The 13,669-nt window shown below is 40.8% G+C and carries 14 protein-coding genes; 5 read left to right on the top strand and 9 right to left on the bottom strand.

Annotated features, from left to right (window positions below; translation table 11 throughout):
* Nucleotides 1–99 precede the first annotated feature (99 nt).
* Complete coding sequence (locus tag DLM75_RS02580) at nt 100–3,300, top strand: SpoIIE family protein phosphatase (RefSeq protein WP_118966973.1); 3,201 nt, start codon at nt 100–102, stop codon at nt 3,298–3,300.
* Between the two features lie 99 nt (nt 3,301–3,399).
* Here DLM75_RS02580 and DLM75_RS02575 read toward each other — a convergent pair whose 3' ends face one another.
* From DLM75_RS02575 to DLM75_RS02565, 3 genes are all read right to left on the bottom strand, one after another.
* A complete protein-coding gene (locus tag DLM75_RS02575; protein WP_118966972.1) occupies nt 3,400–3,870 on the bottom strand; it encodes a DUF2147 domain-containing protein in 471 nt (156 codons plus the stop codon).
* Nucleotides 3,871–3,947: 77 nt separating this feature from the next.
* Nucleotides 3,948–4,469 carry a dCTP deaminase gene (gene dcd, locus DLM75_RS02570; RefSeq protein ID WP_118966971.1) on the bottom strand — a complete coding sequence of 174 codons (522 nt, stop codon included), beginning with the start codon at nt 4,467–4,469 and terminating at the stop codon, nt 3,948–3,950.
* The gene (locus DLM75_RS02565) at nt 4,470–5,252 is read right to left on the bottom strand and encodes an enoyl-CoA hydratase/isomerase family protein (RefSeq protein WP_118966970.1); all 783 of its coding nucleotides are present in this window, start codon (nt 5,250–5,252) and stop codon (nt 4,470–4,472) included.
* Nucleotides 5,253–5,349: 97 nt separating this feature from the next.
* Here DLM75_RS02565 and DLM75_RS02560 point away from each other — a divergent pair, with 97 nt between their 5' ends.
* Nucleotides 5,350–6,075, top strand: a complete 726-nt coding sequence (locus DLM75_RS02560; protein WP_118966969.1) for an LIC10067 family putative lipoprotein — start codon at nt 5,350–5,352, stop codon at nt 6,073–6,075.
* Between the two features lie 53 nt (nt 6,076–6,128).
* Complete coding sequence (locus tag DLM75_RS02555; protein ID WP_118966968.1) at nt 6,129–6,338, top strand: hypothetical protein; 210 nt, start codon at nt 6,129–6,131, stop codon at nt 6,336–6,338.
* A gap of 87 nt (nt 6,339–6,425) precedes the next feature.
* Here the strand turns inward: DLM75_RS02555 and DLM75_RS02550 are convergent, their stop codons facing one another.
* The 3 genes from DLM75_RS02550 to DLM75_RS02540 form a co-directional block, all read right to left on the bottom strand.
* The gene (locus tag DLM75_RS02550) at nt 6,426–6,794 is read right to left on the bottom strand and encodes a VOC family protein (RefSeq protein ID WP_100788238.1); all 369 of its coding nucleotides are present in this window, start codon (nt 6,792–6,794) and stop codon (nt 6,426–6,428) included.
* A 115-nt stretch (nt 6,795–6,909) separates the two neighbouring features.
* Entirely contained in the window at nt 6,910–7,995 is a 1,086-nt protein-coding gene (locus DLM75_RS02545; RefSeq protein ID WP_118966967.1) for a hypothetical protein, read from the bottom strand.
* On the bottom strand, nt 7,992–9,632 hold the full coding sequence (locus DLM75_RS02540) for an NAD(P)-binding protein (protein ID WP_118966966.1): 1,641 nt from the start codon (nt 9,630–9,632) through the stop codon (nt 7,992–7,994). Before DLM75_RS02540 ends, DLM75_RS02545 begins: the two co-directional genes overlap by 4 nt.
* 94 nt (nt 9,633–9,726) lie before the next feature.
* On the opposite strand from DLM75_RS02540, the gene DLM75_RS02535 reads away from it, so the two are divergent.
* A complete protein-coding gene (locus tag DLM75_RS02535) occupies nt 9,727–10,476 on the top strand; it encodes an HAD family hydrolase (RefSeq protein ID WP_118966965.1) in 750 nt (249 codons plus the stop codon).
* On the opposite strand, the gene DLM75_RS02530 is transcribed toward DLM75_RS02535, so the two are convergent.
* Nucleotides 10,465–11,316, bottom strand: coding sequence for a class I SAM-dependent methyltransferase (locus DLM75_RS02530; protein WP_118966964.1), 852 nt, complete (start codon nt 11,314–11,316; stop codon nt 10,465–10,467). The genes DLM75_RS02535 and DLM75_RS02530 overlap by 12 nt on opposite strands.
* 149 nt (nt 11,317–11,465) lie before the next feature.
* On the opposite strand from DLM75_RS02530, the gene dapF reads away from it, so the two are divergent.
* Nucleotides 11,466–12,311 carry a diaminopimelate epimerase gene (gene dapF / locus DLM75_RS02525; RefSeq protein ID WP_118967937.1) on the top strand — a complete coding sequence of 282 codons (846 nt, stop codon included), beginning with the start codon at nt 11,466–11,468 and terminating at the stop codon, nt 12,309–12,311.
* Nucleotides 12,312–12,338: 27 nt separating this feature from the next.
* Here the strand turns inward: dapF and DLM75_RS02520 are convergent, their stop codons facing one another.
* Nucleotides 12,339–13,043, bottom strand: a complete 705-nt coding sequence (locus tag DLM75_RS02520) for a lysophospholipid acyltransferase family protein (RefSeq protein WP_118966963.1) — start codon at nt 13,041–13,043, stop codon at nt 12,339–12,341.
* 38 nt (nt 13,044–13,081) lie between these two features.
* Nucleotides 13,082–13,372 carry a hypothetical protein gene (locus tag DLM75_RS02515; RefSeq protein WP_118966962.1) on the bottom strand — a complete coding sequence of 97 codons (291 nt, stop codon included), beginning with the start codon at nt 13,370–13,372 and terminating at the stop codon, nt 13,082–13,084.
* Between the last annotated feature and the right edge of the window lie 297 nt (nt 13,373–13,669).

Below are 13,669 nucleotides of genomic sequence, written 5' to 3'. Positions count from 1 at the left end.
AACCTTCCTATCGTTAGAGTAACGTCTGTTTGGAAAAAAAAGATAGATCCAAATTCTTCGATTATCAGAGATTCTTAAAGAAACAGGTTTATTGATATTATGGGTGAATCCGAATCCATTTGGAACAACGTACTTCTCAATTATTATTCATTTGGGAGTTTATTGTCCTTCTTAACTTCCATGCTGATTTCCGGTGTTTTTCTTTTTATAGATAAGAAAGTATCAAGCACCAAACATTTAGCATTCGGCGCCTTTTTACTCGGTATATTTCAATTCGGTTATGTGTTTGCGGCGGTGCTCTATCATCCGTTCGCCGCCTACCATCGTTGGATCACCGCCGGTTTGATTTTACCGGCAATCCTTCACATCGGTCAATTTGTTGCTAGATATCCGGACAACGATAATCCGAAATTCAACTTGGTCACAACGATCGTTCTCTGGATCGTCGCGGTTGTGTCTGTAGGTTATTTCTGTTTTTCAACTTGGAAAGCTCCCGTGAAATATCACTTCACGGCTCATCATTGGGATTTTAATGCGGAGAATGTTAGTAGAACGATCGCGATCATTATTTTTACGTACGTTTTTATCAATTTCATTGCGATCCCGATCTGGAGGATGACAGTACTAAAAGGGAAGTCTCGGTGGATTATTTTTGCGTTTATGATGTCCTTTCTTGTGGGAGGAACGGTTCCAGTGATCGCGAATCTTCTGAGTAGAGACGGTTACATTGAAAGGTCGATTTATCTTACCTCTATCGTTCTTCTTTTTATGGTGGCCTTCTTTATTATTCTTATCTTATATCTCAATTTCTCCGTAGAAAAAACTTCTTTCATGCTGAAAATTGTCGGAATCACTTTCGTTACGGTTTTGATCATCATGCAAGCTCTTGTTTACATATCCAACCAAGACAAAGAATCCGAGTATGATACATTGAGTCATATTCATATGGAACGCGCGCTGGAAGGAGGCGCAATAGAAGACGGAATTTCCTACATGATCAAATGGGACCAAGGTAAGAATTCTTTCGATAAAGCGAAATACGATCCTAATATTCATCCGGATGAAGAACAACTTGCTATTGATTTCAAAAATACGCTGTTATACGAAAGGATTTTTAATCTTAAAGAAGAAGGTTTTCGAGAGTCCGTAATCCGACTTGTGGAAAATTCTCATGAGAATTTTGGAGGCTATCGATATTCGATCGTTAACTTTCTAAAAGAACATCCGGATTTGGAAGGGGGTTCTCTTAAAACCGCGTTGAGCAAAGAATTGTCCAGACTCGGTCTTTATGTTTTCGTCGCTTCGAATAAACTGGATAATATCTTTCCTGAAGATTTTTGTTCGAAAGGTAGGAGTTACCTCGACGGCGCCAAAGAAGTCAAAATGTTTCGAATCTCTTTGGAGTATCGTTGGAATTTTTGCAAGTGGGACGGTAAAGCGGTGAGCCCGGAAAAACTTAAGGAAGAAGTGCTCAACTACTTTCGTCCGTTCGTTCCCTCCCTTACGAGATACTATCGCAAGAAGGACGTCGGCAATCATAGCAATCATTATATCGGCTTTATAAAATACGATTCAGAGAATGACAAAGTCAGCGAAGTCGGTTTTTCCTATAGAGTTTATCGTGAATTTATGCACCCGACTGCTTTGAAGCAGATCATCGTTTTGGGTGTTGTGATCGTAGTGATCATCTTATTATTCCCGTTGTTTTTCCGGGGAAGTCTCGTTTCTCCATTGAACGATTTATTGAGTGGAGTTGAAAAGGTGAATGATGGAAGTCTGGAAGTCCAGGTCCCGATTCGAGTTAAAGATGAGATCGGATTTTTGGCGGATTCTTTTAATAACATGGTGACTTCGATACGAGACGCGAGAAAAGAACTCCAGGATTATGCCGAACACTTGGCTCTCAAAGTTCGAGAAAGAACCGAAGAACTTTCAGAAAAGATCGATGAATTTCAAAGACTCAAAATTCAACAGGACGGAGATTATTTTTTAACTTCTCTTCTCGCAAAACCTCTCAACTACAATGCGAGTAAGTCTCCTAAGGTTTCGACACACTTTCTCCTAAGACAAAAGAAACAATTTGAATTTAAGGGAAAACGCGCGGATCTCGGTGGAGACATTTGTGTGACAGGAAATTTGCGCTTGGGAGTTCCTTCCAATTTCAAACGTTATGTTTTCGCGATGAATGGGGATGCAATGGGAAAGTCCATGCAGGGCGCCGGCGGATCTCTTGTAATGGGGGTCGTGATCAATTCGATTCTCGCTCGCTCTGCGGCAAACAATAGAATCCTGGATATCTCACCGGAACAATGGTTAACCGAAACCTACGAAGAAGTGAACGCCGTCTTCAAATCATTTAACGGAAGTATGGTAATCTCAGGGACCTTTTTTCTAATCGAAGAAGAATCAGGAAAAGCTTACTATTTTAATGCAGAACATCCTTTTACAGTATTGTATCGGGACGAACGGGCGACCTTTCTAGACAGTACTTTGAATCTTCGAAAGATAGGATTGGAATCGGAATATCCCTTCAAAGTGTTCACAACTACTTTACGAGAAGGTGATATTCTGATTTTGGGATCGGATGGCAAAGACGATCTCGATCTGACTCCGGATAAAGACACAAGATCGATCAATGAGGACGAAACACTATTTCTGAAAACTGTGGAAGCCGGAAAAGGCGATATCGATCTAATCGAACATTTGATTTATAAGAATGGAGAAATCACAGATGATCTTTCTTTACTGAGAATCGAATACGGTATAAGAACAGGTGAAGAAGCGCACGGTTTTTCCGATGATTCTGATAAGATAGCAATGAGCTCTGCAATCGATGACGTTTCTGATTGGAGCATCTCCTATTCGCATGCACGACAACTTTATAAAGACGGAAACACGAAAGAAGCGATCGACGAACTAATGGATCTTTATTCAAAGACTCCGGAAGATTCTAAGGTGATTAAACTCTTAGCCCTTCTCAGTTTCAAAGACAAGGATTACGTAAAGGCAGTCGAAATTCTTGGAAAATACCTGGAGTTGGATCCCGAGTTGAGCGAATACTGGTATTATCTTTCCGTCGCAAACAAGAAACTTGGAAGGTTTTCGGAAGCAATCAGCGCCTCTGAGAAAGTTGCGGCGAAGCAACCGGACAACGCGAACAACTTAGTAAATCTTTCCGATTTGTATCGATTACAACAAAAATATATGGAAGCAAAAGAGTTTGCGGATAAAGCTTTAGTGTTGGATCCACAAAACGAAAATGCGAAGAAAATTCTAAAGAAGATCGAAAATCATGTGTGAAAAGGAAGGAAGAGAAATCTCTCCTTTTGATCGGAGAGATTGAATTGCAAAAAGGATCTGAAACGGTTTCTATGTTTTAGAAACCGTAAAGTTCTATTCTTATTTAACTCTTGTCCAAGTAGATTCTTTACCGATCATCATAAAACCGACTTTGTAGCCGCCTTTAAGATCTAAAGTATCGGCATTTCTCAAGGTAAGTCTTCCGTCGTAAGTTTTACCACCTTTTGGATCGTAAACTCTTCCTCCGGACCACACTTGTTCCCCTTCGTAAGAAAAACCTGTAAGAAAAACAAGACCGAGAGTCTGACGAGAGCGAAGGCTTTCATCTTTATTATTAATATCCAGTTTTGGAGTTCCCGGAGTTCCTTCGGTGCTTCCTGCAGGATAAAGCGGTTCTTTTAGCCAAACGATTTTTCCGCAAATTTTTGCACCACATTTCTGCAAGTCCACTTGAGCGTCTTTTTCTTTGTTCCACCATTTTCCAAGGATTGCATCTTCTTCACCTGCAAATACAGGTGCAGAAAGAAATGCAAAGGTTAGAAAAATTGCGATAGATCTAAATCTGGTCATTCCATTCTCCAAAAAAGTGTTTTGAGGTCAAAATTCTGGAGCGATCAGGGATAAAGTCAACAAAAAAGAAAGGATTTCTACTTCTCGAAATCTTTGTATAACATCGAAGGTTGAATTCCTTGATTCGCCTGATATTTCCCGGATGAGTATTCCGTTATTTGTCCTTCAACCGTATGATAGAAAATTTGACAAACTTCCACGCCGGGATAAACAATCAGAGGTTGGATCACTGAAATTTCGAGGGTCCAAAATCCTTTGAAACCGACGTCTCCGAAACCGGCGGTGACATGCACTAACATTCCAAGTCGACCGATAGAAGAACGACCTTCGAGCATCGGTACTAAATTATGCGTCTCCGTAAATTCCAAGGTTCTACCCAAATACAAAACTCCCGGTTTTAAAAGAAGCCCTGTTTCCGGGATGATGATTTTCTCAGCCGGGTTCGGCTTTTTCATATCTAAGGGTAGCTCGGTATAAACTAAAAGTTCTTCGTGAAGTCTTAGATTGTAAGAATTTGGATTGAGAAGTTTTTCAGAATAAGGATCGATAACGATGTCTTTACCGATTCGTTTTTGAATTTCTTTTCCTGTGAGAATCATTTATTTTCCTTTGAAAATCGGCTTTCGTTTTTCTTGAAAGGCTTTGAGCGCTTCCACCCGATCTTCCGTCTTTAACGTCTCGTTATAGTATTTACTTTCCGTTTTCAGAGCCGTTTGTATATCTTGACCATAACCTTCCGCAATTGCTTTCTTTGCAAGCTGAAGAGCGATAGGAGCAGAATGGGACGCGATTTCTTCCGCTAACATTTTTGCGGCGGGAAGTGAAGAATCGTGCCAGATAGAATTAGCAAGCCCATAATTCAACGCGGTCTCCGCGTCGATTGTCTTTCCGGTGAAAATCATTTCCTTTGCTTTCGAGACCCCGATTCTTCGAGGAAGTCTTTGTGTTCCTCCCCCGCCGGGGATAATTCCTAAACGAGTTTCAGTCAATCCGATACGAATATCGTTCTTGAGTAGAATGAAGTCGCAACAAAGCGCAAGTTCTAGTCCACCTCCAAACGCGTCACCATCCAAAGCGGCAACGGTCGGGTATGGAAAATTTTCAAGTTCTAAAAAGCAGTTTTTTAACCCTTCTAAAAATTGGGTTACTTCCTTCGGCGACATGCCCGCTCTTTCTTTCAGGTCCGCGCCGGCGCAAAAAGAAGGTCCAATTCCTCCTAATACCAAAGATCGAATCGAAGGATTCTCCTTTGCTTTTAGAATGGAGTCGTGAAGGGTTGAAAGCAGTTCTTTGCTGATTGCGTTTCTTTTTTCCGGTCGATTGAGGAGCACGACTGCGATATCTTTTTCGATTGAGTAGAGGATTGTGGAGGATTCGCTCATTTAAGGCACCATTTTTCAGGCAGAATAATTCTTGCCGAAACCTTTTTGTTCCGATAAACTAGGTGCCCGTCGTAAAATTTTCAAGCCAAGTAAGGTTATGCTACATAAATCGACAAAATTTTTTCTCATTCTTCTCCTTCTTTCGTTTCTTCAATGTAACGATAGCAAATCTAATAATGAATTATTTGCAGGTCTTGGAATCGGAAGTCCCGTAATTACCGGAATTGATCCGCCAGCCGGTTCTCCTCCGCAGTCTACGGACGTCGCTTATACCGGAACTCAGATCACGATTACCGGTAGAAATTTTACACCGAACGCAACCGATACGATTGTGAAATTCAACGATTTGGTCGGAACGATCTTTTCGATCACGACGACCGAGATCATTACGACGGTTCCTGCCGGGGCCAAGGCAGGTTTCCTTACTGTTTCGAAAGCCGACGGCTTTTGTGACACGGTCTTTGGAACGGACGGATACAATTGCTCGGCGCGTCGATTTTATGTGGATTGTTATAAGGCCTACAGCAATATCTACGGGGACGAAACAGCGATCAATTATCCGGATTCTTCGACCGTTAAATTTACGGCGGATTTCGGGACAAAGGCCTTCCGTTCAAACTTAAGGGAAACGGGCGGCACCATTTTGGCTTTAGAATGTGATAACTTAGTTGCGGTGAAATATTTCACGACCAGCTGTGAAGCGATTGATAATGGAACACTAGCCGCTCCGGTTTACAATCCAACGATCAATTTCAGCGAAAATTATGCGGTTCAGTACTTTATTACCTCCGCAAAAGGAAGTTGTAAAATCAGCTTTCAATAAAAAATGTTTGGTTTTTTTTCGAGATCTGTTAGAGTTCGAATAGGAGTTGTATCATGAAGGTAGTTTCCTCAGTTCAGCTTGGGCTTCCGGAAAAAGGAGTCAAAGATACAAGAAAAATCCCAAAAGAAGACGGGATGGTTCGCGTCGAGCCGTATGAAAATAAGCAGGCTAACGTTTCAGATAAGAGGGCCTTTGCAGTTGAAGCAGGTCAAAACGGGGATTTCTACAAGGTAAAGGGTACTTTCATCGATAAGGTAGGCTAAACCAGGAGGAAATGGTTTCGCTCCTTAGAGAATAAAAAAGCCTCTCAAAGAGAGGCTTTTTTGTGTACAAATGTCGCTATTAAAAAATTAATCTTTATAACTGATTTCTAAAACATTCCCGGATGGATCGAGAAAGTGGAGGAATTCTCCCGCACTATTCGTTTCCGGTCCACGAACGATGGAAATTTTGTTTTCTTCCAATTCGGCGATTGCTTCCGTGAAATCATCCACGTCCAAAACAAAACTCAGAACCGGAATTTTACTCTCGCCGAGAGAGTTTTTAAAACCCGAAATTTTCTGAAGCTTAATGTTGATCGAATCAAGTCCCATGACAACATATTCACCCGATTTTTCATCTACCGATTCAAAATCGAATATATCAGAATAAAACTTCGCAGAGGCTTCCGGATTCTCCGCAGGTATTAAGAAATAGTCGATTCCTTCAACGATAATCATGGATCAATTCCTGTTTAAACTTTTTCGTCATTATGGAAGGAAAACCTGGATTGTCTATTTAAAAACGAAAACCAGATCTGAATGTGATAGAATTTCATTGGAAAGCACGTTTCACCTATTTTTCCGTAATTCCAAAAAAGTGAAATAACCGAGGATTCGGCTTTCCTATCTTCCAAAGATAAGCATCAAGAACATAATGGGTAAATTGTGGTAAAAAGAGCGCCGATGCCAAGAGGGCGGTTGCAAATTCCGGAAGCTCAAGAGAATAAAAGCTCGCGTTTTGAAAGATTTGAAAATGATCTTTCCAAATAAAACTGTCCCACGCCCATTCTTCAACAAAGGAAAATAAGAATAGAACGCCTAAAAAACAGATGAGAACCGTAATCCAAGACTTGGATTTAAAGACTTCCCCTTTTATTTCGTTTGGATTTTGAATCACATAGTAGAAGAGTAAAAAAATATAAGGGATTCCGTGATTGATTACATTCGTAATTGTAAAAGAAAAATCGGAATTGAAATAAACGATTCCGAAAAACCAAACGCACCAAGTATTGATTACTAACAGAAGTTTTCCAAAAGGAAACGATCGATATTTGAAAAAGTAAAAGATGTGAATCGATAAATACAACCCCAACCAAACCTGCTGTAACCAGAGTAAGGCGCTTGCAAAAGTAGGAATCGGATAAACCAAAAAGTCTCCGTCCATAAACCAAGAGAATTCCCTTTTTTGATCCGTTAAGTGCCAGTAAAGAATCGGAATTCCTCCCATCAAATAGATCGTAAGTTTGTCCAGAACGAACGGAATTTGAATCGAATCGGTTTTTTTTCTATAAAGAGCTAAGAATCCGAATTGCTGACGAATAAAATGAAAGACGGCAACGTAAGCCATAATTCTCCAAAACCAAATCAAACCAAAAGAGTAGAGAAAGACCGAAAATAGAAAACAAACGATCGGAACTGTTATGAGAAGAGTTTTTTTTTCTCTCCATTCTTCTTCATTAAAGTAGGATCGAAACAGAGTGGAATAGACGTGAGCCACGTCTATCAATAGTACCGTAAAGAACCACGTCCAGGGATTGATTTCCGATGGAAGTATATTCCATTCTTTTAATATGAATAAAAAGAATACGGAAAGAATTCCGGGTAAAATGATAAACGACAAGTCTACCGCAGGATTGAAGATCCAGCCCTTAGACTTCATATTTTTTGCTCTCCTAAAATTCTCATCGCCGCGTTGTTGCCGCGAACCAACGCCTCTTCAAAGATGGAAATTCCGCTTAAATCGGAATGAGCAAAATGAAGATGTGGATAAGAAATCGCAAGACGTTCGCGCTTTCCTCCCCAAATCAAACCGGGTGTGGGCCGGATCATCGCGTGTGCATAGGTCATGATGTCGATGTTCTGGATTCTTCTTTCAATATCGGGATGTGCCTTTTTGAGATCGAATAAAATCGCATTCTTCCAATCCGACCAAGAGGTCGTCATCATCTTCTTGCGTACGGAAACGGTATCCTTATCACCGAACGCCTGATAGTAGGTAAGAACGGATTCTTCTCTTCCAGCCCGCAGATCCTGATGTGTGGAAACGATATAACCAAGAGACGGACTTTGGTAGATTACGTTATCCCAACACGGGGGAATTCCTTTTCCTGTCGGGACTTGATCCACGGAGAGATTGGCGACCAACCAAGGAGAATAGGTAAGTCCTTCCGCGACGCCGTTTTTTTCTCCGAGAACATATTTGCGCGTGAAGGAGGGAAGCGCATAGACGATCGAATCGCAAGGAATGATTTTTTGTTCTTTCGTTTCGACCGAATAGATTTGAACTTCAAAACGCGAATTTTTGGAATTTGAATTTGTCACCTTTTCGACAAGGGTTCCTGTTCGAATTTTAGGAAGAATCGGAGTTCTGAGCTTCTCGACTAAAAACCCGTTTCCCTGTGGCCAAGTAAGAAGAGTCAGGTCTTCGCCGTTTTCATCCACTGGGCGGGAACAAAAGTAATGAAGCCCGATCCAAGCGGAAACGGTATCCATCGAACCGCCAAAATCGTCTCGAACGGAATAATCCAAAAACCAAAAAAGTTCTTTGGATCGAAATCCTTGTTCTTTGATATATTCAAAAAAAGGAATGTTATCTAATTTTAGAATTTCAGGATCTTGAGAAGAAAGATCGATCGGAATCGAGAACGCCTTTTTACCGTCTCGTCCAATTTTGAGTCTCCAAGTTTGGATCCATTTTTTAAATTTTTGTTCTTCTATTCCGGCAGGAGATTGGGAATTTCCTCCCGGATATAAACCCTCGTTCCATCTTCCCTGGTAGAAGATTCTTTCTTCCGGGTCAAAACAAAGAAATCGTTCGTCAAAAACGGGTTTGCCTCGATGATCCTTTCCGACGATGATTTTATTTTCTTCCAAGAATTTTCGAACAAGAACGGCTTCTTCTCCGGGTTGTGGAAGATAATGAGCACCCCAAGGAAACGGACCGATTCGATTTTGACCGGATCTCGAATTTCCGCCGGCGTTCCCTTCTAATTCTAAAATTTGAAAATCGGAAAAACCCGCCTTCTGAAGATAGTAGCCCGCGCTCAAGCCGGAAACTCCACTTCCAAGAATCAGAACTTTTACTTTTTCCGAAACCTTTCGATTTGTATTGGAGCCGAGTTCGGATTTCGAGTTCTCGCGAATTCTATGTCCGATCTCTCGATTCGGTCCAAGAATTTTCCCAGAGATTCCGCGTCTGAATTTTAGATAAGAAAGGCCGCCGATCAAAGCGGAAATACAAAGACCTAAAACCGCAAGAAACGATCTTCGTGAAATGAATTCTGGTTTTTCCGTCATGCTTGATAAGAAGATTCAAGGGAATCTAAATTCGCGCAAGGAAAAATGAAGGAAAAGAATTGCCTTCGACATCGGAAAGATTCTTTTGCAAGGAATGGCACTTTTTTTAGATTTTGATAATACGCTCTTAGATTCCGTCGCTATTTACGAATTCTCGATACAAGAACTTACAAAAAGGGCAAAAGAATACGGCCTTACTTCTACGAAAGAATTTTCTCAGCTCTATGACGCCGCTCGCAAAGAAACAAAGATCGAACTTCAGGATTCTCCATCGAATCGTCTTCGTTTGATTTATTTTAAAAAGATGTGTCTTGAGAAATGGGGAACACTGAATCCAAAGTGGATTCTAAAATTGGAAAAAGACTATTTCCTTTTTTTCCAAATCGGAATTCAAACTTTCAAAAAGAAATACGAGAAAGAATACAAAGTAACATTTTCTCTCTTGGAACAAATCTCTCAAAAACAAAAGATTCTTTTTTGTACGAACGAGAACTTGAGAACACAATTGATCAAGATGAATACATTACTTTCTAAAAAATTAAAGTATTTAGTTCTGAGTTCGGAAGAGGTCGGAAAGGAAAAACCTTCGGAAAAATTTTTTACAAAGGCGAGAGAACTTGTAAAAGGAGAAACTCCGGTTTCTATGATCGGAGATTCTCTAAAGGACGACGTGGAAGGCGCCCTTCGTTACGGAATTCCCGCGATTCATCTAAAATCGGTGTTTTCTAAAAAACAAACCGACTTGGAAGAAAGGAGAATCGTTTTAGAGAACGTTCCCAAAAAAAACGAATACTCTTATTTAGAGACGAACGATCTCCGTGTTGCTCTGAAATTATTTCTTTAAAATGGCGAATAACGTATTGTTGAGGTTCAAACTTTTAAAACTGAGAAGCCAAACGATCTTCGTCGCATAATAATACGTTTTCTTAAAAATCGTTCCTAGATTTCCGCCTTGGCTTCCGGAAACGGAAGCGATCGGCTTCAGAATAGTAAATTTACATTCTTTAAAACCGGTTTGTCGCGAAAGCATTCTCATCGTTTTTTCCGTATAATCGTTGATATGATCTTTCGCTTCCAGATAATGCCCATCCGGTTTCATTCCTTTCAAAAGAACTTTCAGACGAGCCTTAAACAATTGAACGGGAAAGTTCGGAGTTTGTAAAAAAAGAATTCCGCCGGGTTTTAAAAGTGAATGCAAATATTCTAATAGACTATGGGGCTTAGGAATGTGTTCGATCACGTCCCAAAGTGTGATGATATCCAACGATCCTTTTTCGATTCCAGAATTTTGAACGATTCCAGGAAAGACGTTTTTGAGTCCGTTCTTATCTCTCGCAAACTTCACCGCTTTTTCTGAAATCTCGTATCCGATTGCTTCCCAACCCGGTCTTTGAGCGCCGATGCGTTTCACAAAAAAACCTAGTCCGCAACCTACGTCCAAAATTTTCCCCGTCGGAGCTTTTAAGAATGCATCGATAAAGTCCTGATAGATTTCTCTGTGAGCATTGTCCCACCAACCGAGATCGTAAGAAGAATCATCGTCCCAGTAGCCTTCATAGTGTTCTTCTTGTTCGTAAGTAGAAAACACATGTCCGCAGTGAGAACAACGAACGATATCGATTCCATTCTCTATGAATACGGTAGAATTTTGAGTGCTCGAGCAAAGATAACAGGTTTGATTCAAAAAAGCCCCCAGGCGAATGGCCGGATTTTCAATGTCTCCGGGTGAAGCCGGAAAAGCCAGAAAAAAGTAGAGGGCTTTTTCTTGTTTTTGAATTTCCCCGGAAGGAGTCTAAAAAAAAGATAGAATTCAGTTTATCACCAGGAGTTTCCGTGGCCGCGCTTAAATTCACAAAAATGGAAGGAATCGGTAACGATTACGTTTATATCGATGCTACTCAGAAAGATGTTCGCTTAACACCGGAACAAATTCAGAAATTATCCGATCGTAACTTTGGGATCGGAAGCGACGGAGTCATCTTTATCCGAAATTCTAAACAAGGCGATTTTATGATGGATATGTACAACTCGGACGGAAGTTCTTCCGAGATGTGCGGCAATGGAATTCGTTGTGTTGCGAAATACATTTACGATCACGGTCTAACGAATTCTAAAAATCCAAAAATTGAAACCGGCGCCGGCGTTTTGGAAGTGGATTTAAAAATCGGATCCGGTAACAAAGTGGATCTGGTAAGCGTGGATATGGGAAAACCGATTTTGATTCCTTCAAAAATTCCGGTTCTTTGGAAGAACGAGGAAACCATCGTTGATCAAAGCCTGGAAATCGCAGGTAAGAGTTTAAAGTTTACCGCAGTGAGTATGGGCAATCCTCATTGTGTGATTTTTGTCGATGACTCCGATCAGTTTCCGGTTCGAGAGATCGGGCCATTGATAGAACACCATTCTATTTTTCCAAAAAGGGTGAACGTAGAATTTGTAACCGTTCGTGGAAAAGATCATCTTTATCAAAGAACTTGGGAAAGAGGTGCGGGAGAAACCTTGGCCTGTGGAACAGGAGCATGTTCAGTGATGGTCGCTGGGAATCTTACCGGAAGATCGGGAAAAGACGTAAAAATCGATCTTCGGGGCGGAACCCTTCGAATCCAATGGCAAGAATCGGGTAACGTTTTGATGACCGGTCCGGCACGCGAAATTTTTTCAGGCGTAGTAGAAGTTTAGAATATTCTAAACTTCTTAGGATTTTGTTTAAGCGACATCCGCTTTTTGAAGGGCTTCCATTCTGAGGCGGACTTCGGTTGAAAGTTTCTTAAGATTGTCTTCCAACTTTCCTTCCAAATAAGGCCTGTGATCGATTTTTGGTCCGTAAAGTACTTTGACCTTTTTGTAAATCGATCTTCTTTTGATATCACAAACTTCCTTCGGCATTCCCATAAAGGAACGAACTAACGATGGAATCGGAATGTCTGAATAACTTTCTTCGATAGGTACGATTACGGAGGGAAGAATATCGACTTTATTTCGAATCGAGAATGCGGCAAAGCCGTCGTGAAATTTTACCATTGGTCCCGAAAAATCATTCTTAACCATGTAATCATGACCTTCGGGGAAAATGCCAAGAACTCCGTCTCTTTTAAAGACTTGTTGCACCATCTTGATGCTCGCCATCGATATTTTGCCGTCGATTGCCATCGGAATTCCGCCGGCGAGTTTTGCTAAATCTTTAAAAATTGGAATTCGAAAAGTATAGTCTGCGGCGATCCAAGAAATATAACGTGGAAACGTATAAGAAAGGATGAACGGGTCCATATCCGATCTGTGATTGCTCACAAGAATGATTTTTCCCTCTTGGACTATATTTTCCGTTCCATATGCGTTGATGTTTACGGCGAAACCCAAGAAAGGAGCCACAAACTGCTTTAGTCTTAAATATGTCTGCGCTTCCTTTTCCATGATCTTCTCCCTCGTATTATACAATGAGGGAAGTCATTTTATTCCCCCGTAAAAATAGACCACCATTTCTTTTTTTCCTCCGGAGAATTTGCGTTTCTCGGATCGGAAGAAGAATCCTGTCCATAAGATCGATTGTCACCTAACTCATGCGAACGAATCGGATCCCTTCTCTTTCTGGCATTCTGAGGAACGGAACGTCTTAATTCTTCCAACTCTTTCTGTGCGGAGGCGCTGGACTTGATATAATTTCTTATATCGGCCCATTCGGGATCGTGTTCGTTCCCGTAGACTGCAAAATTCATAAGATCAATCGAATCAAACTCAGGCATAAGAGCTTCTTTCCAGGCGTAATTTTTTATATTATAGTAGATTGGGAAATTTCCCGCAATCTCATATAGTCTCTTTAGGGGAAGGAATGTGGCAACAGTTTTCATAAAGAAACTTCTAAAAAATGTGGAAGAAGCCTCTGAAAGCTTTTGAATTCTCTATTTTTCGGCTTTTACAGATCCGAATTTGAAAAGCAGAAATTTTTAGAGCACGAACTACCAAAAAATGGAGAGGAATTCCGAATCTTCGTTTTGTTTTTTCAGAGTAGGTTCTGAAGATCGGCTTCTCCGAAACCGAAA

It is taken from the genome of Leptospira stimsonii, assembly GCF_003545885.1.
GTDB classification, from domain to species: domain Bacteria; phylum Spirochaetota; class Leptospiria; order Leptospirales; family Leptospiraceae; genus Leptospira; species Leptospira stimsonii.
The sequence above is the reverse complement of the archived record's forward strand: the minus strand, read 5'-3'. Positions and strand labels throughout refer to the sequence as shown.

What these genes read in the sequence shown, in the direction of transcription:
- DLM75_RS02515 (WP_118966962.1), bottom strand. Translation starts at nt 13,372, where the DNA reads ATGCCTGAGTTTGATTCGATTGATCTTATGAATTTTGCAGTCTACGGG.
- DLM75_RS02555 (WP_118966968.1), top strand. Translation starts at nt 6,129, where the DNA reads ATGAAGGTAGTTTCCTCAGTTCAGCTTGGGCTTCCGGAAAAAGGAGTC.
- DLM75_RS02580 (WP_118966973.1), top strand. Translation starts at nt 100, where the DNA reads ATGGGTGAATCCGAATCCATTTGGAACAACGTACTTCTCAATTATTAT.
- DLM75_RS02565 (WP_118966970.1), bottom strand. Translation starts at nt 5,252, where the DNA reads ATGAGCGAATCCTCCACAATCCTCTACTCAATCGAAAAAGATATCGCA.
- DLM75_RS02540 (WP_118966966.1), bottom strand. Translation starts at nt 9,632, where the DNA reads ATGACGGAAAAACCAGAATTCATTTCACGAAGATCGTTTCTTGCGGTT.
- DLM75_RS02550 (WP_100788238.1), bottom strand. Translation starts at nt 6,794, where the DNA reads ATGATTATCGTTGAAGGAATCGACTATTTCTTAATACCTGCGGAGAAT.
- DLM75_RS02520 (WP_118966963.1), bottom strand. Translation starts at nt 13,043, where the DNA reads ATGGAAAAGGAAGCGCAGACATATTTAAGACTAAAGCAGTTTGTGGCT.
- DLM75_RS02535 (WP_118966965.1), top strand. Translation starts at nt 9,727, where the DNA reads ATGGCACTTTTTTTAGATTTTGATAATACGCTCTTAGATTCCGTCGCT.
- DLM75_RS02560 (WP_118966969.1), top strand. Translation starts at nt 5,350, where the DNA reads ATGCTACATAAATCGACAAAATTTTTTCTCATTCTTCTCCTTCTTTCG.
- dcd (WP_118966971.1), bottom strand. Translation starts at nt 4,469, where the DNA reads ATGATTCTCACAGGAAAAGAAATTCAAAAACGAATCGGTAAAGACATC.
- DLM75_RS02575 (WP_118966972.1), bottom strand. Translation starts at nt 3,870, where the DNA reads ATGACCAGATTTAGATCTATCGCAATTTTTCTAACCTTTGCATTTCTT.
- DLM75_RS02545 (WP_118966967.1), bottom strand. Translation starts at nt 7,995, where the DNA reads ATGAAGTCTAAGGGCTGGATCTTCAATCCTGCGGTAGACTTGTCGTTT.